Source organism: Stutzerimonas stutzeri, from assembly GCF_024448695.1.
Classification (GTDB): Bacteria; Pseudomonadota; Gammaproteobacteria; order Pseudomonadales; family Pseudomonadaceae; genus Stutzerimonas; species Stutzerimonas stutzeri_T.
This window is the reverse complement of the sequence record NZ_JAMOHY010000011.1, coordinates 1-24,333: the sequence shown is the minus strand read 5'-3', so window position 1 is coordinate 24,333 and position 24,333 is coordinate 1. Positions and strand designations below refer to the sequence as shown.

The 24,333-nt window shown below is 61.7% G+C and carries 25 protein-coding genes; 11 read left to right on the top strand and 14 right to left on the bottom strand.

The window, feature by feature from the left end; all coding sequences use genetic code 11:
* The first annotated feature begins 57 nt into the window (after window positions 1–57).
* The 7 genes from NAV32_RS10440 (at window position 58) to ispD (ending at window position 7,524) form a co-directional block, all read left to right on the top strand.
* Entirely contained in the window at window positions 58–1,008 is a 951-nt protein-coding gene (locus tag NAV32_RS10440) for an acetyl-CoA carboxylase carboxyltransferase subunit alpha (RefSeq protein ID WP_256052731.1), read from the top strand.
* Between the two features lie 116 nt (window positions 1,009–1,124).
* Window positions 1,125–2,408, top strand: coding sequence for a tRNA lysidine(34) synthetase TilS (gene tilS / locus NAV32_RS10435; RefSeq protein WP_256052730.1), 1,284 nt, complete (start codon window positions 1,125–1,127; stop codon window positions 2,406–2,408).
* A gap of 171 nt (window positions 2,409–2,579) precedes the next feature.
* The gene (locus tag NAV32_RS10430; protein WP_256052729.1) at window positions 2,580–4,211 is read left to right on the top strand and encodes a CTP synthase; all 1,632 of its coding nucleotides are present in this window, start codon (window positions 2,580–2,582) and stop codon (window positions 4,209–4,211) included.
* A complete protein-coding gene (gene kdsA / locus NAV32_RS10425; protein ID WP_104097124.1) occupies window positions 4,208–5,053 on the top strand; it encodes a 3-deoxy-8-phosphooctulonate synthase in 846 nt (281 codons plus the stop codon). Before NAV32_RS10430 ends, kdsA begins: the two co-directional genes overlap by 4 nt.
* 33 nt (window positions 5,054–5,086) lie before the next feature.
* Complete coding sequence (gene eno / locus NAV32_RS10420; protein WP_256052728.1) at window positions 5,087–6,376, top strand: phosphopyruvate hydratase; 1,290 nt, start codon at window positions 5,087–5,089, stop codon at window positions 6,374–6,376.
* Between the two features lie 174 nt (window positions 6,377–6,550).
* Window positions 6,551–6,829 carry a cell division protein FtsB gene (gene ftsB, locus NAV32_RS10415; RefSeq protein ID WP_256052727.1) on the top strand — a complete coding sequence of 93 codons (279 nt, stop codon included), beginning with the start codon at window positions 6,551–6,553 and terminating at the stop codon, window positions 6,827–6,829.
* The gene (gene ispD, locus NAV32_RS10410) at window positions 6,826–7,524 is read left to right on the top strand and encodes a 2-C-methyl-D-erythritol 4-phosphate cytidylyltransferase (protein ID WP_256052726.1); all 699 of its coding nucleotides are present in this window, start codon (window positions 6,826–6,828) and stop codon (window positions 7,522–7,524) included. Before ftsB ends, ispD begins: the two co-directional genes overlap by 4 nt.
* 24 nt (window positions 7,525–7,548) lie before the next feature.
* On the opposite strand, the gene NAV32_RS10405 is transcribed toward ispD, so the two are convergent.
* Window positions 7,549–8,715, bottom strand: coding sequence for a hypothetical protein (locus NAV32_RS10405; RefSeq protein WP_256052725.1), 1,167 nt, complete (start codon window positions 8,713–8,715; stop codon window positions 7,549–7,551).
* A 190-nt stretch (window positions 8,716–8,905) separates the two neighbouring features.
* Window positions 8,906–9,799: a LysR substrate-binding domain-containing protein gene (locus NAV32_RS10400; RefSeq protein ID WP_256052724.1), complete on the bottom strand. Its 894-nt coding sequence runs from the start codon at window positions 9,797–9,799 to the stop codon at window positions 8,906–8,908.
* Window positions 9,800–9,923: 124 nt separating this feature from the next.
* Here NAV32_RS10400 and NAV32_RS10395 point away from each other — a divergent pair, with 124 nt between their 5' ends.
* On the top strand, window positions 9,924–11,039 hold the full coding sequence (locus NAV32_RS10395) for an S-(hydroxymethyl)glutathione dehydrogenase/class III alcohol dehydrogenase (RefSeq protein WP_256052723.1): 1,116 nt from the start codon (window positions 9,924–9,926) through the stop codon (window positions 11,037–11,039).
* A gap of 92 nt (window positions 11,040–11,131) precedes the next feature.
* Window positions 11,132–11,977 (top strand): S-formylglutathione hydrolase, encoded by an 846-nt coding sequence (gene fghA / locus NAV32_RS10390; protein ID WP_272890242.1) that lies wholly within the window; start codon window positions 11,132–11,134, stop codon window positions 11,975–11,977.
* 126 nt (window positions 11,978–12,103) lie between these two features.
* On the opposite strand, the gene NAV32_RS10385 is transcribed toward fghA, so the two are convergent.
* The 6 genes from NAV32_RS10385 to NAV32_RS10360 all read right to left on the bottom strand — a co-directional run bounded on the left by NAV32_RS10385 (window position 12,104) and on the right by NAV32_RS10360 (window position 18,422).
* Window positions 12,104–13,450 carry an 8-oxoguanine deaminase gene (locus NAV32_RS10385; RefSeq protein ID WP_256052722.1) on the bottom strand — a complete coding sequence of 449 codons (1,347 nt, stop codon included), beginning with the start codon at window positions 13,448–13,450 and terminating at the stop codon, window positions 12,104–12,106.
* Between the two features lie 9 nt (window positions 13,451–13,459).
* Window positions 13,460–14,161 carry an ABC transporter ATP-binding protein gene (locus tag NAV32_RS10380; RefSeq protein ID WP_256052721.1) on the bottom strand — a complete coding sequence of 234 codons (702 nt, stop codon included), beginning with the start codon at window positions 14,159–14,161 and terminating at the stop codon, window positions 13,460–13,462.
* A gap of 2 nt (window positions 14,162–14,163) precedes the next feature.
* Window positions 14,164–14,931, bottom strand: a complete 768-nt coding sequence (gene livG, locus NAV32_RS10375; RefSeq protein WP_256052720.1) for a high-affinity branched-chain amino acid ABC transporter ATP-binding protein LivG — start codon at window positions 14,929–14,931, stop codon at window positions 14,164–14,166.
* Complete coding sequence (locus NAV32_RS10370) at window positions 14,928–16,184, bottom strand: high-affinity branched-chain amino acid ABC transporter permease LivM (protein WP_256052719.1); 1,257 nt, start codon at window positions 16,182–16,184, stop codon at window positions 14,928–14,930. Before NAV32_RS10370 ends, livG begins: the two co-directional genes overlap by 4 nt.
* Complete coding sequence (livH, locus tag NAV32_RS10365; protein ID WP_256052718.1) at window positions 16,181–17,104, bottom strand: high-affinity branched-chain amino acid ABC transporter permease LivH; 924 nt, start codon at window positions 17,102–17,104, stop codon at window positions 16,181–16,183. Before livH ends, NAV32_RS10370 begins: the two co-directional genes overlap by 4 nt.
* Before the next feature lie 199 nt (window positions 17,105–17,303).
* The gene (locus NAV32_RS10360; RefSeq protein WP_256052717.1) at window positions 17,304–18,422 is read right to left on the bottom strand and encodes a branched-chain amino acid ABC transporter substrate-binding protein; all 1,119 of its coding nucleotides are present in this window, start codon (window positions 18,420–18,422) and stop codon (window positions 17,304–17,306) included.
* A 198-nt stretch (window positions 18,423–18,620) separates the two neighbouring features.
* Here NAV32_RS10360 and NAV32_RS10355 point away from each other — a divergent pair, with 198 nt between their 5' ends.
* The gene (locus NAV32_RS10355) at window positions 18,621–18,938 is read left to right on the top strand and encodes a DUF2288 domain-containing protein (RefSeq protein ID WP_256052716.1); all 318 of its coding nucleotides are present in this window, start codon (window positions 18,621–18,623) and stop codon (window positions 18,936–18,938) included.
* Window positions 18,939–19,009: 71 nt separating this feature from the next.
* Window positions 19,010–19,354 (top strand): DUF5064 family protein, encoded by a 345-nt coding sequence (locus NAV32_RS10350; RefSeq protein WP_256052715.1) that lies wholly within the window; start codon window positions 19,010–19,012, stop codon window positions 19,352–19,354.
* Between the two features lie 32 nt (window positions 19,355–19,386).
* On the opposite strand, the gene phnE is transcribed toward NAV32_RS10350, so the two are convergent.
* From phnE to NAV32_RS10320, 6 genes are all read right to left on the bottom strand, one after another.
* Window positions 19,387–20,154, bottom strand: coding sequence for a phosphonate ABC transporter, permease protein PhnE (gene phnE / locus NAV32_RS10345; RefSeq protein WP_256052714.1), 768 nt, complete (start codon window positions 20,152–20,154; stop codon window positions 19,387–19,389).
* Window positions 20,151–20,984, bottom strand: coding sequence for a PhnE/PtxC family ABC transporter permease (locus NAV32_RS10340; protein WP_256052713.1), 834 nt, complete (start codon window positions 20,982–20,984; stop codon window positions 20,151–20,153). Before NAV32_RS10340 ends, phnE begins: the two co-directional genes overlap by 4 nt.
* Window positions 20,978–21,781, bottom strand: coding sequence for a phosphonate ABC transporter ATP-binding protein (locus NAV32_RS10335; protein WP_256052712.1), 804 nt, complete (start codon window positions 21,779–21,781; stop codon window positions 20,978–20,980). The genes NAV32_RS10340 and NAV32_RS10335 overlap by 7 nt, the downstream gene beginning before the upstream one ends.
* Window positions 21,778–22,629 carry a putative selenate ABC transporter substrate-binding protein gene (locus tag NAV32_RS10330; protein WP_256052711.1) on the bottom strand — a complete coding sequence of 284 codons (852 nt, stop codon included), beginning with the start codon at window positions 22,627–22,629 and terminating at the stop codon, window positions 21,778–21,780. The genes NAV32_RS10335 and NAV32_RS10330 overlap by 4 nt, the downstream gene beginning before the upstream one ends.
* Before the next feature lie 481 nt (window positions 22,630–23,110).
* The gene (locus NAV32_RS10325) at window positions 23,111–23,569 is read right to left on the bottom strand and encodes a DUF1353 domain-containing protein (protein ID WP_256052710.1); all 459 of its coding nucleotides are present in this window, start codon (window positions 23,567–23,569) and stop codon (window positions 23,111–23,113) included.
* A complete protein-coding gene (locus tag NAV32_RS10320; protein WP_256052709.1) occupies window positions 23,566–24,282 on the bottom strand; it encodes a hypothetical protein in 717 nt (238 codons plus the stop codon). The genes NAV32_RS10325 and NAV32_RS10320 overlap by 4 nt, the downstream gene beginning before the upstream one ends.
* Window positions 24,283–24,333 lie beyond the last annotated feature (51 nt).

Sequence of the window (24,333 nt, the reverse complement as noted above, 5' to 3'; positions counted from 1 at the left end):
GCGCAAAAAACGGAACAGCTTCCCGGCCCCCCGGCCGTCGACGCATGACGGATGACTATGAACCCGAATTTTCTCGATTTCGAACAGCCGATCGCCGACCTGCAAGCCAAGATCGAAGAGTTGCGCCTGGTTGGTAATGACAATTCGCTGAACATTGGCGATGAAATCACCCGCCTGCAGGACAAGAGCGAGTCGCTCACCGAGAGCATCTTCGGCAATCTGACCAGCTGGCAGATCGCACGTTTGGCCCGGCACCCGCAGCGGCCCTATACCCTCGATTACATCAAGCATCTGTTCACCGAGTTCGAGGAATTGCACGGCGATCGGCACTTCTCCGACGATGCCGCCATCGTCGGCGGTACCGCACGTCTGAACGGCGAGCCGGTGATGATCATCGGCCATCAGAAGGGTCGCGAAGTGCGCGAGAAGGTTCGCCGCAACTTCGGCATGCCGCGCCCCGAAGGCTACCGCAAGGCCTGCCGTCTGATGGAGATGGCCGAGCGCTTCAAGATGCCGATCCTGACCTTCATCGACACGCCCGGCGCTTATCCTGGGATCGACGCCGAAGAGCGCAACCAGAGCGAAGCCATCGCCTGGAACCTGCGCGTGATGGCGCGGCTGAAAACGCCGATCATCGCCACTGTCATCGGTGAAGGTGGTTCCGGTGGTGCGCTGGCCATCGGTGTCTGCGACCAGCTGAACATGCTGCAGTACTCCACCTATGCGGTGATTTCGCCGGAAGGCTGTGCCTCGATTCTCTGGCGCACGGCGGACAAGGCGCCGGAAGCGGCAGATGCCATGGGTGTGACGGCTGAGCGTCTGCAAAATCTGGGTATCGTCGATCAGGTCATTCCCGAGCCGCTAGGTGGTGCTCATCGCAATCCGGTGGCGACTGCCGCGTCTGTTCGCGAAGCACTGACTTCGCAGCTCGAGATGCTTAAAGGGTTCGATGCGGATGCGCTGCTGGCGCGTCGTTACGCGCGCCTGATGAGCTACGGTATCGCTTGAGCTTAGCGGTATGACGAGAAGCGGCGGGCCTCGGTCCGCCGTTTTTCTTTCCAGGCTCGGTTTGGGCGTGCGGGCGGTTCCATTTTGGTGTCCCGCCGTTTCCCGAGGGTGCGAGCATGACACTTGAATCTCACCTCCTTTCCTCTCTGAAACCCTGGCTCGATGCGCCGGCCTGGCGCGTTGCGTTTTCAGGCGGACTGGATTCCACCGTGTTGCTGCATGCCTTGGTGCAGCTTGCCGGACGGCATCGGTTTCCACCGATTTCCGCGATCCATATCCATCATGGTTTGCAGTCTGTGGCGGACGCATGGCCGGAGCACTGTCAGCGCTTCTGCCGACAGCTGGGTGTGCCATTGCAGGTGGTCCATGTCCAGGTTGCGCCTGGTGCGAGCCAGGAACGTGCTGCACGTGAGGCGCGTTATGCCGCCTTTGCCTCCGCTCTGGAGGAGGGTGAGCTGTTGCTGACCGCGCAGCATCGTGACGATCAGGCGGAAACCCTGCTGTTTCGTCTGTTGCGCGGCTCCGGTGTGCGCGGGCTTTCCGGCATGCCGGAAAGCCGTGTGCTGGGGTCAGGCTTGCTCTTGCGTCCGTTGCTGGCGGTGGGGAGGGCGGAGCTGGAGGGTTGGGCTGCGGCGCATCAGCTGCAATGGATCAATGACCCTTCCAATCAGTGTCTCGACCATTCGCGCAATTATCTTCGCCATCAGATCGTGCCGGTGCTGCAGCAGCGCTGGCCGCAGGCGTCGGGCAATATCGCGCGCGCCGCTGCGCACCTGGGCGAGGCGCAGTCACTGCTCGACGAGCTGGCCGTGATGGATCTGCTGGCGGCTCGGGCGTCGAGTGACTGGCCCTGGTTGCCACTGCCGAGCCTGGATTTGCAGATCCTGCGTTCGTTGAGTCCGGCCCGTCAGCGCAATGCGCTGCGTCACTGGCTGGTCCCTTTTACCGCTTTGCCGGACACTGACCATTGGGCGGGCTGGCAGTCACTGCGCGATGCTGTCGCGGATGCTTCGCCATGCTGGCGTCTGGCTGGCGGGGAGCTGCATCGGGCAGGAGGGCGCGTTTGGTGGCTCTCCGGGGCTTGGCTTGAGCCTGTTGCAGGTGTATTTGCCTGGCAGGACACGTCTTCAGCCTTGATGCTGCCCGGCAATGGCCTGGTCAGGCTTGAGGGGGCAAGGCAGGGAATATTCGAGGTTCGTTATCGACAGGGTGGCGAGGCGATGTGCTTGCCTGGCCGTGGTCGACGTGATCTGAAACGCCTGCTGAATGAGGTGGCGGTTCCCGGATTCGCCCGTTCGCGCTTGCCGCTGCTCTACCTTAATGGTGAGTTGATAGCCGTCGCCAATATGCCGCAGCTTGATGTGGCGCGGGCGTCGCTCGTCTGGACGCCACCGGCGTGATGCGTGTTTGAGCTGATGGGGTCTTTCCAGTAGACTACGCTCCCGTCTCAATACAGCTTCTGCGGTTTCTTCGAATCCGTGGGCGTTGCGCTATTGCCGCCTGGTGCGCAATGGCATCTTCGCTTTCCCCCGGCGGCGCTAGCCGCTTAACGCAGACTTCTAGGGTTTTTCATGACGCGCTACATCTTCGTCACGGGTGGTGTTGTTTCTTCATTGGGGAAAGGCATCGCCTCGGCTTCATTGGCGGCCATCCTGGAGGCGCGGGGCCTGAAGGTCACGATGCTCAAGCTGGACCCTTATATCAACGTCGATCCGGGCACCATGAGCCCGTTTCAGCACGGCGAGGTGTTCGTCACCCACGACGGCGCCGAGACCGATCTCGACCTGGGCCATTACGAGCGTTTCATTCGCACGCGCATGACCCAGAACAACAACTTCACCACCGGTCGTGTCTACGAAGACGTGCTGCGCCGTGAGCGCCGTGGCGACTATCTGGGTGCGACCATTCAGGTGATTCCGCACATCACCGACGAGATCAAGCGGCGCATCATCAAGGGTGCCGGCGATGCCGAAGTGGCGCTGGTTGAAGTCGGCGGCACCGTCGGCGATATCGAGTCGCAGCCGTTCCTGGAAGCGATTCGCCAGCTGCGTGTTGAGGTTGGCGCCAAGCGCGCCATGCTGATGCATCTGACGCTGGTGCCTTACATCGCCACCGCGGGCGAGACCAAGACCAAGCCGACCCAGCATTCGGTGAAGGAATTGCGTTCCATCGGTCTGCAGCCGGATGTGCTGGTGTGCCGCTCGGAAGTGCCGATCGACCTGTCCTCGCGGCGCAAGATCGCCCTGTTCACCAACGTCGAAGAGCGTGCGGTGATCAGCCTGCCGGACGCCGACACCATCTACAAGATTCCCGGCATGCTGCATGCCCAGGGTCTGGATGACTACGTGCTCGAACGTTTTGGCCTAGAGTGCCGTGGTGCCGATCTTTCGGAATGGGATCGCGTGGTGGACGCCAAGCTGAACCCCGAAAAAGAAGTCACCATCGCCATGGTCGGCAAGTACATGGAACTTCTGGATGCTTACAAATCTCTGATCGAGGCGATGAGTCACGCTGGCATTCAGAGCCGTACCAAAGTGAACCTCCGTTATATCGACTCCGAAGACATCGAGAACCAGGGCACCGGCCTGCTGGAAGGCATGGACGCGATTCTGGTTCCGGGTGGTTTCGGTCTGCGTGGTGTGGAAGGCAAGATCGCCACGGTGCAGTACGCTCGCGAAAACAAGATTCCCTACCTCGGCATCTGCCTTGGCATGCAGGTGGCGGTGATCGAGTTCGCCCGCAACGTGCTGGGCTGGAGCGACGCCAACTCCACCGAATTCGACAAGGACAGTAAGCATCCCGTGGTGGGCCTGATCACCGAGTGGGCCGATGCCACCGGTGTGGTGGAGACTCGCAGCGACGCCTCCGATCTGGGTGGCACCATGCGTCTGGGTGCCCAGGAGTGCGGTCTGGAGACCGGCTCCAAGGTGTTCGACTGCTATGGACAGGAGCGCATCGTCGAGCGTCATCGACATCGCTACGAAGTGAACAACAACCTGTTGCCAAAATTGCAGGAAGCGGGGTTGAAAATCACCGGACGGTCCGGTGACGGTGCGCTGGTCGAGGTCGTGGAAGCGCCCGATCATCCCTGGTTCGTGGCCTGTCAGTTCCACCCCGAATTCACCTCCACGCCGCGTGACGGTCATCCGCTGTTCAGCGGTTTTGTCCAGGCGGCGCTGGATTACAAGGCGAGCAAGGCATGAGCCAGAAGATCATCCGCGTCGGCAACATAGAAATCGCCAATGACAAGCCGTTCGTGCTGTTTGGCGGTATCAATGTGCTCGAATCGCGTGACCTGGCCATGCGGGCCTGTGAAGAATATGTGCGCGTGACCGAGAAACTGGGCATTCCCTACGTGTTCAAGGCCAGTTTCGACAAGGCCAACCGATCCTCGATCAACTCCTTCCGTGGCCCGGGGCTGGAAGAGGGCATGCGGATCTTCGAGGACGTGAAAAAGGCCTTCGGCGTGCCGGTCATCACCGACGTTCACGAACCGCATCAGGCGCAACCCGTGGCCGATGTCTGCGACATCATCCAGCTGCCGGCCTTCCTCTCCCGCCAGACTGATCTGGTGGTGGCCATGGCCAGAACCGGCGCGGTGATCAACATCAAGAAGGCCCAGTTCCTGGCACCCCAGGAAATGAAGCACATCCTCACCAAGTGCGAGGAAGCGGGCAACGATCAACTGATCCTGTGCGAGCGCGGCTCCTCGTTCGGCTACAACAACCTGGTGGTCGACATGCTTGGCTTCGGCATCATGAAGCAGATGAACTACCCGGTGTTCTTCGACGTGACCCACGCGCTGCAGATGCCGGGTGGTCGTGCCGATTCGGCTGGTGGTCGCCGGGCGCAGGTGACCGAGCTGGCCCGTGCTGGTCTCAGCCAGGGGCTTGCCGGCCTGTTCCTCGAGGCCCATCCGGACCCGGACAACGCCAAGTGCGACGGACCCTGCGCATTGCGTCTGGACAAGCTCGAGCCTTTCCTTGCCCAGCTCAAGCAGCTGGACGACCTGATCAAGAATTTTTCGCCAATCGAAACTGCTTGAAGCCTTGCAGCTATCTACGGAGTGTTAATAAAAATGGCAAAGATCGTCGACATCAAGGGGCGTGAAGTTCTCGATTCCCGTGGCAACCCTACTGTGGAAGCCGACGTGATTCTCGATAACGGTATCGTCGGCAGCGCCTGTGCACCCTCAGGTGCGTCCACCGGTTCGCGCGAGGCACTGGAGCTGCGCGATGGCGACAAGAGCCGTTATATGGGCAAGGGAGTACTGAAGGCTGTCGGCAACATCAATGGCCCGATCCGTGATCTGCTGCTGGGCAAGGACCCGGTCGATCAGAAGGCACTGGATCGCGCGATGATCGAACTCGACGGTACCGACAACAAGGCCAAGCTGGGCGCGAATGCCATCCTCGCCGTGTCCCTGGCTGCTGCCAAGGCTGCTGCGCAGGATCAGGACCTGCCGCTCTACGCGCACATTGCCAACCTCAACGGCACGCCGGGCCAGTACTCCATGCCGGTGCCGATGATGAACATCATCAACGGCGGCGAGCATGCCGACAACAACGTCGACATTCAGGAATTCATGGTCCAGCCGGTTGGCGCCAAGACCTTTTCCGATGCCCTTCGCATGGGTACCGAGATCTTCCACAACCTCAAGGCGGTGCTCCAGGCGCGTGGCCTGAGCACCTCGGTTGGCGACGAAGGCGGTTTCGCACCGAACCTGGCGTCCAACGAAGATGCCCTGGCAGCCATCGCCGAAGCGGTCGAGAAGGCTGGCTACAAACTGGGTACCGACGTGACCCTGGCGCTGGATTGCGCTTCCAGCGAGTTCTACAAGGACGGCAAGTACGACCTGGCCGGTGAAGGCAAGGTTTTCGATGCGGCAGGCTTTGCCGATTACCTGGCGGGTCTGGCCCAGCGTTATCCGATCATCTCCATTGAAGATGGCATGGATGAGTCCGACTGGGACGGCTGGAAGGTGCTGACCGACAAGATCGGTGAGAAGGTGCAGCTGGTCGGCGACGACCTGTTCGTGACCAATACCCGGATTCTCAAGGAAGGTATTGAAAAGGGTATCGGTAACTCGATCCTGATCAAGTTCAACCAGATCGGCTCGCTGACCGAGACGTTGGAAGCCATCCAGATGGCCAAGGCAGCCGGCTATACCGCGGTGATCTCCCACCGCAGCGGCGAAACCGAAGACCACACCATCGCCGACCTGGCTGTTGGCACTGCCGCTGGTCAGATCAAGACCGGTTCACTGTGCCGTTCGGATCGCGTTTCCAAGTACAACCAGCTGCTGCGCATCGAAGAGCAGCTGGCCGGAAAGGCGCCGTATAAGGGTCGTGCCGAGTTTCGCGGCTAAAGCCTGACGTGATAGAAAGGGCGGCGAAAGCCGCCTTTTTTTGTGAGCCAAGGTCCGTCCTGATGCCGTGTGCCCGCGCATCGTGGATCAATTGGAGGCAGATGAGGTCGGACTATGTCGCCGCTTGCACTTACACCGTCTCTGGAAACCAACCGAATTCATTTGATGCCCTCCATGCGTACTCCCTACTGGTTGTTCGTCGTTCTGATCCTGCTGCTGGGTGGCCTGCAGTACCGCCTCTGGGTGGGCGAAGGCAGCATTGCCCAGATCAGTGGGCTGAACAGACAGATCGCCGAGCAGCAGGGTGAGAACCAGCGTCTGCTGGAGCGCAATCGCATTCTCGAAGCGGAAGTGATGGAGCTCAAGCAGGGCATGGAAACCGTGGAAGAGCGCGCTCGCCAGGAGCTGGGCATGGTCAAAGAGGGTGAAACCCTCTATCAGCTCAGCGAATGAGCAAGCATCCGTCTTTCTGGGTAGTGATTCCGGCTGCCGGGGTGGGCAGCCGGATGCGCGCGGATCGTCCAAAGCAGTACCTGCAACTGGCCGACCGAACGATTCTTGAACATACCCTCGATTGTTTTCTCGGGCATCCAGGCCTGAAGGGCATGGTCGTGAGCCTGGCTGCCGACGATCCCTGGTGGCCCTCCCTCGGTTACGCCAGCGATCCGCGCATTCGACGGGCCGAAGGCGGCGTCGAGCGTGCCGATTCGGTACTTGGCGGTTTGCGCCTGCTCAGTGAGCTGGGAGCTGGCGCGGACGACTGGGTGCTGGTTCACGATGCGGCGCGGCCCAATCTCGCGCGTGAGGATCTCGACAGATTGTTGAGCGAGTTGGCGGGCGATCCGGTCGGTGGCCTGCTCGCCGTGCCGGTGCGCGATACGCTCAAGCGTGTGGGGCCTGATGGTCGTGTGTTGGAGACAGTGGATCGCAGCGTGATCTGGCAGGCTTATACACCGCAGATGTTTCGCTTCAGCGCGTTACAGGAGGCGCTTGTCGGCGCGCTTGCTGAAAACGTGGCGATTACTGACGAAGCCTCGGCACTGGAGTGGGCCGGGCAGTCACCCCGCTTGATCGAAGGCCGGGCGGATAACCTGAAAATTACCCGCCCGGAAGACCTTCAGTGGCTGCAGCAGCGCTGGAAATCCTGACCGACACCGCTTCCGCTGGATGCATCAGAAGCGATAAATCGCTGCCGCACCGCTCTGCGTGGGCATTCGCTCTAGCGGAACCACGATAACCTCGCCACCTTGCTCCAAGGTCCAGATGGTCAACTCGTCCAGTAGATCGGGTGTGGTTGCGGCCTCATCTTCTGCGGGTGTTGCCTTGCCTTCAGCCTTGTCGACTCGACCGGGTATCTGTCGTTCCGCCTCTACCAGCAGGGTCGCCACGCGGCCCTGTACGGCTGCCTGACCGATTTCCTCCAACTGATCCGAAGCCAGCCCTTTGCCGTGAGAGGTGCCGAACTGGTTGATCAGACCTTCGAGGCGCTTCAGGTAGCGTGGCTGCATGACCAGCCAGCTTTCTTCCCTGATCTCGTTGAGCGTCAACGCGCCCTGTCCGATCTCGATGCCTTCGGGCAACAGATGCTCGTTCTGGCTGATTCGACGGAAGTGGGATTGCTGTTCCGGCAGCGCGGCCAGGATCAGCGGCAAGCCACTGGGGCGAGAGTGATGTTCGATGATGGTGCGGTCTACCTCGCGAAAATACCGGTCACGGTCGCGGTCAATTTCCGCCTGTTTGCCGCTGCCGCCCGCCTCGTTCTGCATCGGGTCTCCTCGTTCGCTGGCGCGGCTGTAGCCTTGCGAAAAACCGCTCTGGCTCTTCTCGGTCAGCTCGGTACCCAGTGCTTCGGCAAGGGTGCGCGGTACGTTCTCGTGCAGGTGGATTTCATCCAGCGCATCGCGATTGCCGCCCAGCAGCCGCACCGAGTCCCGTGACAGACATAGGATCTGATAGCGATCTGCGGACTGCGCGATACGCACCAGGGGTTTGACATGCATGCGGTCGTTGGCCACTGCAAATTCCGGCACCTTGCGCTGCAGCCGGAAGTACTCGAAGTAGCCCTGGCAGCCAAATACGGCCAGCCCGTCGAGGTTGTGGTTCCAGAAGTCAGCATTGTCCATCAAGGCGTAAAACGGCTGGAGCAGGGCTTCGGTCTGGTTTCCCCAGCCCTGCTGTCTGAGCGAGTCTTCCAGTTGGCGAACCAGATGCCTGAATCGGATGGGGTCCTGTTGGCGCTCGGGGAAGCTGCGGTGAGTAGGCTGGTAAAGGGACAGGCAGGGGGCCTCGCGTTGGGCCAGCAGCTGATTGAGGGTTTTACTATCGAGCAGTCTGTTCATGCACGGCCTCGTTCGTTCGGGTGGTAGGGTCCTCGCGGGGTATACCGATGATCGGTGCTTGGCAGCGACTGCGATCAATGGTCAAAGGCGGTTACTGAATACGACGTGGTCGCAGTACGCGGGTTCCTGCTCTGACCGGCAGTCGGACGCGCGGGCGGTAAGACATTGTTTCAGCGCGCCATGGAGTTGCTCAGGACCGGCGGTATTCCGGGCGTCTGGCCAGTCCCTCTTTCAGCGCCTGGATCAGCAGGCGCACCTTTGGCAGCGGATAGCGGCGTTGCAGGTAGACGGCCCAGACAGCGGTATTGGGCGGTCGATTGGCCTCGAGCAGCGACACCAGCTCCCCACGGCGCAGAGGTTCCTGAACGTAGTAATCCGGCAGCTGACAGAGGCCGAAGCCGCGCAGGGCGGCATCCAGTACCGCCTGGCCGCTGTTGCAGCGCCAGTTGCCACTAGGCTTGAACGGTTGCTCGCGACCATCGACCTGCAATAACCAGGTATCGCTCGTGCCTACCAGGCAGTTGTGCCGTGCCAGTTCCGAAAGGGTGTGCGGGCGCCCGTAGCGTTCAAGATAGGCCGGTGCAGCGCACAGAAACATGGCCCGTGGCGCGATGCGTGTTGCCACCAGTCGTGATTCGTTGAGCCGGCCCAGGCGGATGGCCAGGTCGTAGCCTTCCTGCACCAGATCCAGGGTACGGTTGGACAACTCGATCTCAACCCGCAGCTGTGGATGCTGCGCCATGAACTCGTTGAGCAGCGGCACGATGAAGCGCTCGCCATAAGCCACGGCGGCGGTCATGCGCAGCAGCCCGGCAGGTGCTGCGTGCAAATCGCTGATGACGTGAAAGGCGTCGTCGCGCTCTTCGATCAGGCGCTGGCAGCGAGCGAGGAATGTATGGCCAGCTTCAGTCAGCGAGACGCGGCGCGTGGTGCGATAGAACAGCCGGGCCTGTAGCCGCTCTTCGAGCCGTGCCACCTGGCGGCTGACATGAGAGGAAGACACGCGCAGGTGTTCGGCGGCGCGCATGAAGCTGCCGCATTCAGCGACGGCGACGAATTCGTCGAGACCTTCCCAGCGGTTCATGCCGGCTCCAGAGAGTGAAAGACTCGATTGTCCCTGTATGGCAACAATGTTTCCACGTTTGAATCATTAACCCAGAGTGCCGATGAAACTACACTCTGCTCCATTCACCCAGGAGGAGCCCTGCATGACCATCAAATCACGCGCCGCCGTCGCTTTCGGCCCCAATCAGCCGCTACAGATCGTCGAAGTGGATGTCGAGCCGCCCAAGGCCGGCGAGGTGCTGGTGCGCATCGTCGCTACCGGCGTCTGCCATACCGATGCGTATACCTTGTCCGGTGAAGATTCCGAAGGCGTGTTTCCCTGCATCCTTGGTCATGAGGGCGGCGGTATCGTCGAAGCTGTGGGCGAGGGTGTGACGTCGGTGGCCGTGGGCGACCACGTCATTCCGCTGTACACCGCCGAATGCCGGCAGTGCAAATTCTGCACATCCGGCAAGACCAACCTGTGCAGCTCGGTGCGCGCCACCCAGGGCAAGGGCCTGATGCCGGACGGCACCACCCGCTTCAGCTACCAGGGCCAGCCGATCTATCACTACATGGGCACTTCGACGTTCTCCGAATACACCGTATTGCCGGAAGTCTCGGTCGCCAAGATTCCCAAGGAAGCGCCGCTGGACAAGGTCTGCCTGCTGGGTTGCGGCGTGACCACCGGTATCGGTGCGGTGCTCAACACCGCCAAGGTGGAAGAGGGCGCCACGGTGGCCATCTTCGGCCTCGGTGGCATCGGTCTGGCGGCGATCATCGGGGCGAAAATGGCCGGAGCCAGCCGGATCATTGCCATCGACATCAACCCGTCCAAATTCCCTATCGCCGAAGAGCTGGGCGCCACCGACTTCGTCAATCCCAAGGATCACGACAAGCCGATCCAGGAAGTCATCGTCGAGATGACCGACGGCGGCGTGGATTACTCCTTCGAGTGCATCGGTAACGTGCAACTGATGCGCGCTGCGCTGGAATGTGCGCACAAGGGGTGGGGCGAGTCGATCATCATCGGCGTCGCTGGCGCTGGCCAGGAAATCAGTACCCGTCCGTTCCAGCTGGTTACCGGTCGCGTCTGGCGCGGCAGTGCCTTCGGTGGCGTCAAGGGACGCACCGAGCTGCCCAGCTACGTGGAGAAGTCACAGAGCGGCGAGATCCCGCTGGATACCTTCATCACCCACAACATGGGGCTAGAGGAGATCAACAAGGCTTTCGACCTCATGCATGAAGGCAAGAGCATTCGTACCGTCATTCATTTCTGATCCGTAGGGTGGATAACGCCGTCGCCAGACGGCTTGTCCACCTCGGTCGGTGGAAAACGCTTCGCGGTTTCCACCCTACGTGAGGCATATCCATGACTCTTGAGAATATTTCTTGCAACAAGAGCTTCGGCGGCTGGCACAAGCGCTATCGCCACCGTTCCAGCAGTCTGAACTGCGACATGGTGTTCGCCGTGTACCTGCCGCCCCAGGCGGAGCAGGGCGAGAAGCTGCCGGTGCTCTATTGGCTGTCGGGGCTGACCTGCACCGACGAGAACTTCATGCAGAAGGCTTCCGCGCAGCAACTGGCAGCGGAGCTGGGGCTGATCATCGTTGCGCCGGACACCAGCCCGCGCGGTACTGATGTGCCGGACGACCCGGACGGTGCCTGGGATTTCGGCTTGGGTGCCGGCTTCTACCTCAACGCCACCCAGGAGCCCTGGGCGCAGCATTACCGCATGTACGACTACGTGGTCCATGAGCTGCCGGCGCTGATCGAGGCTAATTTCCCTGTCTCCGATAAGCGCGGTATCAGTGGGCACTCAATGGGCGGCCATGGTGCGTTGGTCTGTGCACTGAAGAATCCGGGGCGGTATAGCTCGGTTTCAGCTTTTTCGCCCATCACCAATCCCGCCAGTTGCCCCTGGGGCGAGAAGGCTTTTTCCCGTTATCTGGGTGAAGACCGCTCACGCTGGCGGGAATGGGATGCTTGTGCGCTGTTGGCCGAAGCGGGAGAGAAGTTGCCGATCCTGGTCGACCAGGGTGATCGCGATGACTTCATGGAAAACCAGCTCAAACCCGAGGCGCTGGAGGCTGCGGCCAAGGCGGCCAATCACCCGCTGACGCTGCGTATCCAGCCGGGTTACGACCACAGCTACTACTTCATCGCCAGCTTCATCGACGACCACCTGCGGCATCATGCCCAGGCGTTGCAGGGCTGAGGCCGCAGGTGGTTGGTCGACGCGTGGAAGATGCTTCGCAGTCTTCCACCCTACGCTCTGTTCACGCAGCCTGCAGATCGAAAGATGTAGGTCGGGTTAGCTGAAGGCGTAACCCGACTGTCGTCCTCAGCCGCCAGCCAGATGACTAGCGGCCTGGCGGTGGTCGGCGATCAAACCGGCCAGATCCAGCCCTTCGATCTGGCCGTCAATCACCTTCCAGCGACCGCCAATCATTACCCGGTCGGCCCTGTCGGCAGCGCACAACAACAGTGCGGCAATGGGGTCGTGACTGCCGGAAAAGCGCAGCTCGTCAAGCTTGAACAGAGCCAGATCAGCCTGCTTGCCCGGCGCGATCTCGCCGATGTCGGAACGTCCCAGTAGCTGTGCCGAGCCACGGGTTGCCCAGCCAAGGACCTTCTCGGGCGTGATCTTTCCGGCGCCGTAGCGCAGGCGCTGGATGAACAGCGCCTGACGGGCTTCCAGCAGCATGTTCGAGGTGTCATTGGATGCTGAGCCATCGACGCCCAGCCCGATGGTTGCACCCTCGTCTTCGAGTTGCAGTGTTCGAGAGATTCCCGAAGCCAGGCGCATGTTCGAGCTGGGGCAGTGGCAGATGCCGACACCCGCTGCACCGAGGCGGTCGATTTCGATCTGGTTGAAATGGATGCCGTGGGCCAGCCAGGTCTGCGGGCCGAGCCAGCCGACACTTTTCAGGTAATCGACGCTGCGCATGCTGAAACGGCGGATGCAGGCCTGCTGTTCGTCTGGCGTTTCGCCCAGGTGGGTATGCAGGCGCAGGCCGTGGGTTTGCGCCAGTTCGGCGCTGGCGCACATCAGTTCGCGGGTCACCGCAAAGGGTGAAGAGGGTGCCAGGGCAATCTGGATCTGCGCGCCATCGTCGCGCTCATGGTACTGCTCGGCCAGGCGCTGGCTGTCGGCCAGAATCACCTCGGCGCTCTGCACGCAGGCGCTGTTGTGCGACCCGGCGACGTTTATCGAGCCACGGCACAGGGTGGCGCGCATGCCCAGTTCGCGCACGGCCTCGACCTCGATGTCGATGGCCTGCTCCAGCCCTTCGGGAAACAGATAATGATGGTCCGCAGTCGTGGTGCAACCCGAGAGCAGCAGCTCGGCCAGTGCGACCTTGCTGGCCAGGGCGAGCTGCGCGGGTGTCAGCCTTGACCAGACGGGATACAGCGCCGGCAGCCAGTCGAGCACCGGGGCGTTGACCGCAGGCCCCCAGGCGCGGGTCAGTGTCTGGTGGAAGTGATGGTGCGCATTGACCAGCCCCGGCAGGACCACATGTTCGCGGGCATCGAAGGTTTCATCGACCGGGCGAGCCGGTGTCTGCCCTGCGGCCAGCAGCTCGACGATGACGCCGTTTTCGATCACCAGTCCGCCGGGCGCCCGATGATCGTTGGCCGTAAAAAGCGCGAGGGGGTTGCTGATCCAGAGCCGATTCCTTTCTGCCATGCGTGCCTCCTAACCGCCCAGGTAGGCGTCGCGAACCCTGGGGTTGACCAGCAGCTCTTCGCCGCTGCCCTGCATGACGATGTGGCCGTTCTCCAGTACATAGCCGCGATCAGCCAGCTTGAGCGCCTGATTGGCGTTCTGCTCGACCAGAAAGATGGTCACGCCATCTGCGCGCAACTGCTCGATGATCTCGAAGATCTGCTGGATGATGATCGGCGCAAGCCCCAGCGAAGGCTCGTCAAGCAGCAGCAAACGGGGCTTGCTCATCAGGGCGCGGGCGATGGCCAGCATCTGCTGTTCTCCACCGGACATGGTGCCGCCGCGCTGCTGATAGCGCTCCTTCAGGCGCGGGAACAGCAACATGACCTTGTCCAGCTGTTCCTGGAAGTCTGCCTTGCCGGTAAAGAAGCCACCCATCGCGAGGTTTTCCTCCACGGTCAGGCGGGCAAAGATGCGACGTCCTTCGGGCACCACGGCAATGTCCTTGCGCATGATGTCGCAGGTCTGTTTTCCCACCAGCTCATCCCCCTCGAAGCGGATGCTGCCTTCGGAGGCTTGCGGCGAACCGCAGAGGGTCATCAGCAGGGTGGATTTGCCGGCGCCATTGGCTCCGATCAGGGTGACGATTTCGCCTTTGCGGACCTCGACGTTGACCTGATGCAGTGCCTGGATTTTGCCGTAGCAGGTCGAGACGTTTTCAAAATACAGCATGCTTACGCCTCTCCCAGATAGGCTTTGATCACGTCCGGATTGTCACGGACCTGCTCCGGCGTACCGTTGGCCAGCGGGCAGCCCTGGTTGATCACGTAGATGTGGTCGGAAATGCTCATGACCAGCTTCATGTCGTGCTCGATCAGCAGCACCGTGACCCCGTGGGTGTCACGCAGGACGCCGATCAGCGCCTTGAGGTCCTCGGTTTCCTTCGGATTGAGACCGGCAGCCGGTTCGTCGAGCATGAGGATGCGCGGGCGCGTCATCATGCAGCGGGCGATTTCCAGGCGGCGCTGCTGGCCATAGGCGAGCGTGCCGGCCGGGCGGTTGGCCACTTCGGTGAGGTTGACCTGCTCCAGCCAGTGCGCAGCGAAATCCATCGCCGCGCGTTCGCTTTTGCGAAAGGCCCTGGTCTTCAGCAGTCCGGACAGGAGACCCGTGTCGAGATGACGATGCTGGGCCACCAGCAGGTTTTCCACGGTGGTCATGTCCTTGAACAGGCGGACATTCTGAAACGTGCGGACCACGCCCTTGCGCGCGATCTTGTGCCCCGGCAGGCCCTGGATCGCCTCGCCGTCCAGCAGGATTTCACCTGAGGTCGGCTGGTAGAAGCCGGTCAGACAGTTGAATACGGTGGTCTTGCCGGCGCCGTTCGGGCCGATCATCGAGACCACCTGTTTATCCCGTACGGCCAGTTCCACTCCGTTGACGGCCAGCAGGCCGCCGAAGCGCATGGTCAGGCCGCGTACTTCGAGAATCGGGCGACTCATTGCTTCAGCTCCATGTGGGGACGCTGCATGGGCAGCAGGCCCTGCGGACGCCAGATCATCATCAGCACCATCAGGGCGCCGAACATCAGCATGCGGTATTCGCTGAACTCGCGCATCAGCTCGGGCAGCAGGATCATCACGATAGCCGCGAGGATCACCCCCAGCTGCGAGCCCATGCCGCCCAGTACGACGATGGCGAGGATGATCGCCGATTCGATGAAGGTGAAGGACTCCGGCGACACCAGCCCCTGGCGGGCGGCGAAGAAGCTGCCGGCGAAACCGGCGAAGGTTGCGCCGATGGTGAAGGCCGAGAGTTTGATCACCGTGGGGTTCATGCCCAGCGCGCGGCAGGCAATCTCGTCTTCGCGCAGCGCTTCCCAGGCTCGGCCAATGGGCATGCGCAGCAGGCGGTTGATCACGAACAGCGTCAGCAACACCAGCAACAGGGCAATCAGGTAGAGGAAGATCACCTTGTTGATGGAGTTGTAGGCGACACCGAAGAACTCGTGGAAGGTCTGCATGCCCTCGGCGGCACGGCGGTCGAAGCTCAGGCCGAACAGGGTCGGTTTGTCGATGCCACTGATGCCGTTGGGGCCGCCGGTCAACTCGGTCATGTTGCGCAGCAGCAGGCGGATGATTTCACCGAAGCCCAGGGTCACGATGGCCAGGTAATCGCCGCGCAATCGCAATACCGGAAAGCCCAGCACGAAACCGAACAGCGCCGCCATGGCACCGGCAATCGGCAGGCTGAGCCAGAAACCGAAGCCGTAGTAATGCGACAGCAGTGCGTAGGTGTAGGCACCGACCGCGTAAAAGCCGACGTAACCCAGATCGAGCAGGCCGGCCAGGCCCACGACGATGTTCAGGCCCAGGCCGAGCATCACGTAGATCAGGATCAGCGTGGCGATATCCACTGCACCGCGCGAACCATAGAAAGGCCAGACAAGCGCCACGAGTATCAGTGCGATGATGATGTAGCGCTGGGTCGAGGGCAGGGTCAGGAAGTTTCCTGCACCGGCCGGAACGCTGGGCAGGCTTGGGCTGGCTGCCCATCCGGCAGCCAGCCGGGTGCGAAACAACTGCCAGGCGAACATGGCCACGGCGCAGGCGGCGATGATCCAGAAGGTATCGGCTTCGGCGCCCTGCACCTCGATGCGGATGCCCACCGTGGTGAGCTTCAGGCCGAATACCGGAACCGCGACGGCAATGACCAGCAGGGCGCTGAAGAAGGCTGTGCGCAGATTGCGAGTCATACCTTTTCCACCTCCGGGCGACCGAGGATGCCGGTAGGGCGGAACAGCAGGACCAGGATCAGCAGCGTGAAGGCCACCACGTCCTTGTACTGGTCGCCGAAGATATCGGCGCCGAACGCCTCTGCCACGCCGAGAACCAGGCCGCCGAGCATGGCGCCAGGGATGCTGCCGATGCCGCCCAGCACAGCGGCGGTAAAGGCCTTGATGCCGGCGAGAAAGCCAATATGCGGGTTGATCACCCCGTATTGCATGCTGATCAGCACCGCTGCGACCGCCGCCAGCGCCGCGCCGATGACAAAGGTCAGGGAGATGATGCTGTTGGTGTTGATGCCTAGCAGGTTGGCCATCTTCAGGTCTTCGGCGCAGGCACGACAGGCGCGGCCCAGGCGGGAGCGGGAGATGAACAGCGTGAGGCCCATCATGGCGACAATGGTGACGACGAAGATCAGCACCTGCATATAGGAAATCACCACCCCGTTCATGATGCTTTCGCCGATCACGAAGTTGCCGGGCATGGGGTTGGGGATGGCCTTGTCCTTGGAATCCTGGGCCAGCAGCACGAGGTTCTGCAGGAAGATCGACATGCCGATGGCGGAGATCAGAGGAATCAGCCGGTTGCTGCCACGCAACGGTCGGTAAGCGACCCGTTCGATGCTGTAGCCGTAGGCGCTGGTGACGATCATGCTGGCGACGAAGGCGCCGATCATCAGGATGGGCAGGGCATCAAGCCCCATCATCGACAGTCCGACAATGGCGATGAAGGTCACGTAAGAGCCGATCATGTAGACCTCGCCATGGGCGAAGTTGATCATGCCGATGATCCCGTAAACCATCGTGTAGCCGATGGCGATCAGGGCGTAGGTGCTGCCAACGGTCAGGCCGTTGATCAGCTGTTGAAAATAGTGGTAGAGCTCAGGCATCGCTTTTCTCCTGAACACCCAACAGCCTGCTCGACCGCTGGCGCGGACCTGCTTCGAACACGCTGCATGGAGAATGCGGCGCCAAGGGCTTGGTTGAAGGTGTTGCCGGGGTCGCCCGAATGACTTGTGGCCGGGGCTATCCCGATCAGCTGAAACGAAACCCACAGCAGCGCGGTGGGTTCGCTCGGATGGTTATCGGTTACTTGGCTTCGGACTTGGTGCCGTCCTTGTGCCATTGGTAAACCACGAAGTTGAAGTCCTTCAGGTCACCCTTCTCGTCGAACGAGAGGTTGCCGGTCGGGGTATCGAAGGTATTGCTGCGCAAGGCTTCGGCCACCTTGTCGGTGTCGGTGCTGCCTGCTTTCTCGATGCCCTCGGCAATGACCTGTACTGCAGCATAGGAGGGGAACACGAAGGGGCCACTCGGATCCTGCTTCTTGGCCTTGAAGGCTTCGACCAGCGCCTGGTTGCGCGGGTCCTGATCAAAGGATTTCGGCAGCGTGACCAGCATGCCTTCGGATGCCGGGCCGGCAATGGCGGAGATTTCCGAATTGCCAACGCCCTCCGGTCCCATGAAGCGCACATTGAGGCCCTTTTCCCTCGACTGGCGCAGCAGCAGGCCCATTTCCGGGTGATAGCCACCGTAATAGACGAAGTCGACCCCTTCACGTCTGAGCTTGGCAATCAGCGAGGAAAAATCCTTGTCACCGGCGTTGATACCTTCGAACAGTCCAACCTTGACGTTTTTGCTTTCCAGGGTCTGCTTGACCGAAGTGGCAATGCCTTCGCCGTACTGCTGCTTGTCATGAATGACCGCAACGTTGTTCGGCTTGATCTGGTCGGCGATGAAGTTGCCCGCGGTCGGGCCTTGCAGGCTGTCCAGGCCAATGGTGCGGAAGATCAGCTGGTAGCCGCGGGCGGTAATGTCAGGACTGGTGGACGCGGCGGTGATCATCAGGATGCCTTCGTCTTCGTAAATATCGGACGCCGGCTGAGTGGAGCTGGAGCACAGATGCCCGACCACGAAGCTGATCCCGTCATTGACGATCTTGTTGGCGACTGCAACCGCCTGCTTGGGGTCGCAGGCATCGTCGTAGACCACACTCTGCAGCTGCTGGCCGTTGACGCCGCCCTTCTTGTTGATCTGGTCGATGGCCATCTGGGCGCCCATGAACTGCATGTCACCGTACTGCGCGACCGCTCCGGTGACGGGGCCGGCCAGCGCAATCCTGATGGTGTCAGCGGCCAGGCTGTAGCTCGTTGTGCTGGTTAATGCGATGGCCAGAAACAGTTTGCAAAGAGGCTGCTTGATTTTCATATGCGCTCCACTTTCATAATTATTGTTTGGAACCTGTGACCTGCGGTGTCGCCTGGGTGCGAACGTCCCTGAACCGCACGGCAACTGTACCGGCACAGTGTAGAAGCGTCAGCACCCGTTTGCACAGTCAGAGACCCACGGCTTGATGGTGCCCGCCCGGACGCTATCATTACGCCGCACCCTTATTGAGCGAGTCCCATGAGCGAAGAATCAAGCACCCTTTATGCCAAACTGCTGGCTGAAACCGCCTCCATTACCTGGGAAGAGCTGCAGCCCTTTTTCGCGCGTGGCGTACTGCTGCGAGTCGCCCGCGATTTCGATCTGATCGCGGCGGCGCAGGCGGTTGCCGAGGATGATCGGGAAAAGGTTGCGGCATGGCTGGACGAGGGGCATATGGGTCGACTCGAAACGGAGCAGGCGGAAGACTGGCTGTCACGTGATCCTTCCCTATGGGCTGTAGTGGTCGCCCCCTGGGTACTGGTTCAAGAAAGGGCAGCGAAGCCGGGTCTGCACTGATTTAAATCACGGTTGATATCAGAGTGGCATGATGAAATGCGCGCTTCCGCAAAGCAGAAGCAAGGATTCGCATGTTCAAGCCAGGCCGTCTATCCCGTGTCCACTTTCCCCACGGTTGCTCCCGGCAGCATTTTGCCTGCGATATCGAGTACAGCGTGCACAATGACCCGGACAGTGGCCAGGTGCTGCAGGTCAGCATGCGTGGAGAGGTGGATGGCAAGCCCTTCAGCGAAGAGTTCGAGCTGCATCGCGACATTGCCTACAACGTGTTCAGCCGCGTCGCGCGCATTGCCGTGCGCCACGGTCTGTGCCTGCCCGGCGGGCCGGTGCTGCACGGGCGTGCCGATTACGATGCGATGTTTGCCGACATACGCAACAAGCTGAGCCTGACTGCGGACGAGCCGCTGCCCTGGTGACCTGCCGCAGGATGGGCCAATGAAAGCCTCAGTCAGCTGCGCACCCAACGCTGCCTGGCCCACCCGCTGAGCGCATCGACGGCCAGCACCATCAGCAGCATGGCGAGAATCACCGTCGAGGCCTGGGCTTCCTGGAACAGGCTAAGGCTCATGTAGAGCATCTGACCCAGGCCACCGGCACCGACGAAGCCGAGCACGCTGGCCATGCGGATATTATTTTCCCAGCGATACAGCGTATAGGCCACCAGTTGCGGCCAGAGCGTAGGCAGGGTGCCGTAGCAGAACGCGCCGATGCGCCCGCTGCCGGATAGGCGTAACGCCTCGGCAGGAGCGCTGGGCGTGTTTTCCAGTCCTTCGGCGAACAGCCGGCCCAGAACGCCAGCGGTGTGCAAGGCTAGCGCCAGGGTGCCGGCATTCGGTCCGAGCCCTGCGGCCAGCACCATCAGCGCAGCCCAGACCAGCTCGGGAATGGCCCGCAGGGCATTGAGCAGCAGGCGCGCGCCGCCTTGGGCGATCAGGCCGAAACGTCCGGCGGCGGGCAACGCCAACAGCAGGCCGAGCAGAGCCGCCAGGAGCGTACCGACGGCTGACATGGCCAGGGTTTCCAGGCTGCCATAACCGATAGCCCGCAGATGGCTGGCCGACAGGTCCGGGTTGAGGAAGCCCGAGGCATAGCTTGCCATCTGCCCCATCCCGTCCGTGCTGAACAGGGCGCTGGCTTCGAGCTGCAGGTAGGCGAACGAGCCGATCACGGCGGCGATCAGCAACAACGGCAGGACGTAGCGCGATAGCGACTTCATACGAACCTCCGTCGCAGCAACTGGCTGAGCAGGTCTGCCAGCAGCACCAGCAAGAGGAAGGTCAGCAGCATGCTCGCCACCTCGCCGCCGGCGAACATGCGCATCGACAGATCCATCTGCTGGCCCAGCCCGCCGGCGCCAACGAAGCCCATCACTACCGAGGCGCGGATCGCGCACTCCCAGCGGTAGACCGTGTACGACAGCATCTCCCCCGAAGCCTGGGGCAGTACGGCGTAGGCGAAGGCCTGCAGCCGCGTGCTGCCGGCGCCGAGCAGGGCGCGGGTTGGCAGGGGATCGACCGACTCGAAGATTTCCGCATAGACCTTGCCAAGCATTCCGGCATAGGTGATGGCGATGGCCAACACCCCGGCGGTCGGGCCGAGGCCGACAGCGCGGACGAACAACAGCGCCCAGACGATTTCCGGCACGCTGCGCAGGATGATCAGCAGCCCGCGTACCGGCCAGCGCAACGCCTGTGCCCAGCGATGCGGACGTCCGCCCCGGCTGAGCGCGGATATCGACAGGGCGCGGGTGGCGATCAGCGCGCAGGGCAGTGCGACGGCCAGCGCCAGGGCCATGCCAGCGGTGGCAATGGCCAGGGTTTCCAGCGTTGCCTTCCAGAGCAGGGCGAGGAAGTCGCGGTCATGCTCGGGTGGCCAGAACGCGGAAAGGAAGACGCCCATGGTGTCGGCGTTGCTGCCATCGAACAGCACGCCGATATCCAGCTCGCTCAGCGACAGCCCCGGCCACAGCAGAGCCAGCGCCAGCAGGGTCAGCAGCAGGCGTGAGCGGGCGGCGGGGTCGCGCTGGGTGAGAGCAGGATTCAGCATCGCGGAATATGCAGGGTCTGCTGCAGAAGGGGTTCAACAGCAGGGGTGCCGGTCAGCTGGTCATTGGCATAGAGCGCGTCGAGCTCGGCCTGGCTGACCTCTGCCGAAGCCTTGTCGAACACAATGTGCCCGTCACGTACGCCAATCACGCGCGGAAAGTGTTCCAGCGCCAGTTCCACGGCGTGCAGGCTGGCGAGCAAGGTTGCCTGACGGCGCTCGGCTTCGCGGTTGAGGATGTTCAGCGACCAGCTGGCCAGGACCGGGTCCATGGCTGAAACCGGTTCGTCGGCGAGGATCAGTTCCGGTGCCTGGTACAGCACGCGCGCGATGCCTACACGTTGCAGTTGACCACCGGAGAGCTGGTCGCAGCGCTGGTAGAGCTTGTCAGCCAGGTCCAGCCGGCTCAGCGCCTCGGCAGCGCCGTGCCTGTCCAGCGGATAAAGCAGGCTGAGCAGGCTGCGGCCAAGCGACCATTGACCAAGCTGGCCGGCCAGCACCGAGGTGATCACCCGCTGTCGCGGTGGCAGGGGGGGCGCTTGGTGAACCAGGCCGATGCGCGCGCGCAGCCTTTGGCGGGCAGTGGCAGACAGCGACCAGGGTTCGCAATTGAGCAGCGTGAACTGGCCGGAGTGCGGCTGCAGATGAGTCGCCAGCAGGCGCAGCAGCGTCGTCTTGCCGGCCCCGGAAGGGCCGATGATGGCGACGCGCTCGCCTCTGCTGACCTGAAGTTCGATGCTCTGCAGCGCTACCTGGCCGTTGGCGTGGGCATAGCCCACGCCGGACAGGCCTAGCGTCACTTCAGCAGGCCGGCTGCGCGGGCGGCTTCTTCGATGCCTTTGTAGTTTTCCGGGCGGGTTTCGATAAAGCGGCTGGCGGCCTGCAGGTCGAGGATTGCCTTGTGTTCCGGGTTGGCCGGGTCGAGGGCGAGGAAGGCCGCTTTGATCTTCTCGACCAGCGCCGGATCGAGGTTGCCGCGTACCGTCCAGTTGTAGTCGTAGTAGGGTGGGGTGGTGGAAATCACCCGTACCTTGTCGGTGTCGATCTTGCCGGCCTCGACCAGCTTGTCCCACACCGAGGCGTTGAGCACACCGGCGTCGGCCTTGCCGGCTTCGACCCAGGCAGCGGTCGCGTCATGCGCGCCGGAATAGGCGATGCGCTTGAAGAACTGCTCGGGATCAATGCCGTCCTTGAGCATGAAGTAGCGGGGCATCAGGCTGCCAGAGGTGGACGACACGGAGCCGAAGGCAAAGGTCTTGCCTTTGAGGTCCTGAAGCGACTGTACCTCTGGATCGGCGGTGATGAACTTGCTGGTGAACTTCTCGTCCTGCTCACGCTGTACCAGCGGAATGGCATCGCCAGTCTTCAGGCGGGTCTGGACAAAAGTGAAACCACCCAGCCAGGCCAGGTCGAGCCGGTTCGAGGCAAGGGACTCGACCACGGCGGCATAGTCGGAAACCGGTGTGAACTTGACCGGCATGCCCAATTCTTTTTCCAGGTATTTGCCCAGCGGCTCGAACTTGCGGATCAGTTCGGTGGGGGCTTCATCGGGAATGGCGGATACCCGCAGCGTTTCGGCAGCATGCGAAGTGGCAATAGTCAGGGAAACGGCAAGGCCGGCAACGGCTGCCAAGGTGCGCTTAATCATTGTGGTTCTCCGGTTAAATAGCGGAAAAAGCGCGGCGATTATAGAGGTAGACGGGCGCTGGGGGGCAAGCGGTGCGGGAGAAGCCTGGCAGGTAGGTGAATGAAATCATGTAAGCGCGCGCCGCATTTGGCATAGCTTGGCGCGCCATTTGGCATAGTGACGACGCGCACCACCCACTGTATTTCGCGGTGGGCTTGGCATTGCATGATCGTCAGCATTATTTGCAGGGAATGGCTGAGGAAGGGGCAGTCGGTGCCCACTATTAGTGATGGACAACCTTGTCCGGTCTAATGGGTATCTGAGATGCTGACTGATCCGCTGTTTGTGATGGCTGCACTGCATAGCATCGCGCTGCTAGCATGGTTTTGGGCATGGCACCGCCATCCACTGCTAATGCTCGCCGGCGTTGGTATTGCCATGTTTCTCAGCCTGGGATAATCCACCGCCATCCTGGGCGCCTTAGCTCCCAGGATGGTCTTCGTCATCTTGACCTGTAGCGCCAGTGCCCTCCGAGACGGACGCCTGCATACATGAGCCAGGCCCGCCAGCGGGCCACCCCGCTGGAGCGTAGGGCGTTATAGAACACCCTGTCGGATGCTTTGCGACTTAACTCACCCGTGGCGTACAGGCGGTCGTGGATAGTCGCAGCAGCATGGCCATACCCGACGACGCCAGCGTATAGCGCAAGCACGCCATAGCTTGCCATGCCCACCAGCGCGCCCAATGGCGCCATGAACCAGCCAATCACCAGGCCCAGCACCAACAGGCCAACGGCGATGTTGCGCAGCGGGCGGACACTAGCGAAGTCTGTTTCAAAGCCGACCGGCACCACCACTTCTGCATAGTCGACATCCCAGTACAGGAACTTGGCCAGCAGACGCCCTGTGTAGCCGCCTTGGAGCAATTGCACATTCAAAGGAAGTGGGAATCGCTCCATCATGGCCACCACTTGTTATCGATGAAGTCTGCCGGGATTGGCTCCATCTGCTTGAGGTCCGAGCCAGCCATGATGTGAGCCTTCTTGTTCAGCGCGGCCACACGCCCAAATTCAACCACGGTGGGCGCATCCATTGGCACCCGCGAGTTGTCCAGGGCGATCCAGAAAAAGTCCTCAGCCGGGTCAGCCCAGCGCAGGTCGCCGGGTTGCGCTCCGCCAACAATGGCCATAAAGGCCAGCTGAGCTGATCCTGCGATGTTCTCTCGGTCGCCGCTGCGAGACTGATAAAGCACGCCCTGGAACTCCACGCCGGCATCAATGCGCCTGTCCCGCTCTGCGTCGACTTGCTTCTGTAGCCGCGACCGCGCGGCCACCACGTTCGCAACGTGCAGTTCGGGGTCAAACTCCCAGCCCGAGCCGCTCCAACGGTGATCGGGCGATGGGCGTGGTTCAGTAGTAAGATCCTCGGGCAATTCGCCCAACTGATCGTACTGCTGAGCCACGCCGGTTGCCGTGCTATAGACAGTGCCGCGATGATTGGCGAGTTGCGTCGGGGCACCCTCAACCAGCGCCCATACGTGACCGGCTGATGGCTCAGTTAGCGGCTCAGGCAGTTTGATGGCGTTGCCCGGCAACTGTATGCCGATGCCGGGGATAACAGGGAGTTCTACCGGGCCGTTGATGATTCCCGTGCCGTCGATAATGTAGATAGTCATGAGCACCTCAGATCAGTTTGATTCGACCGGGATAGGCGATGTTTCGGGGGG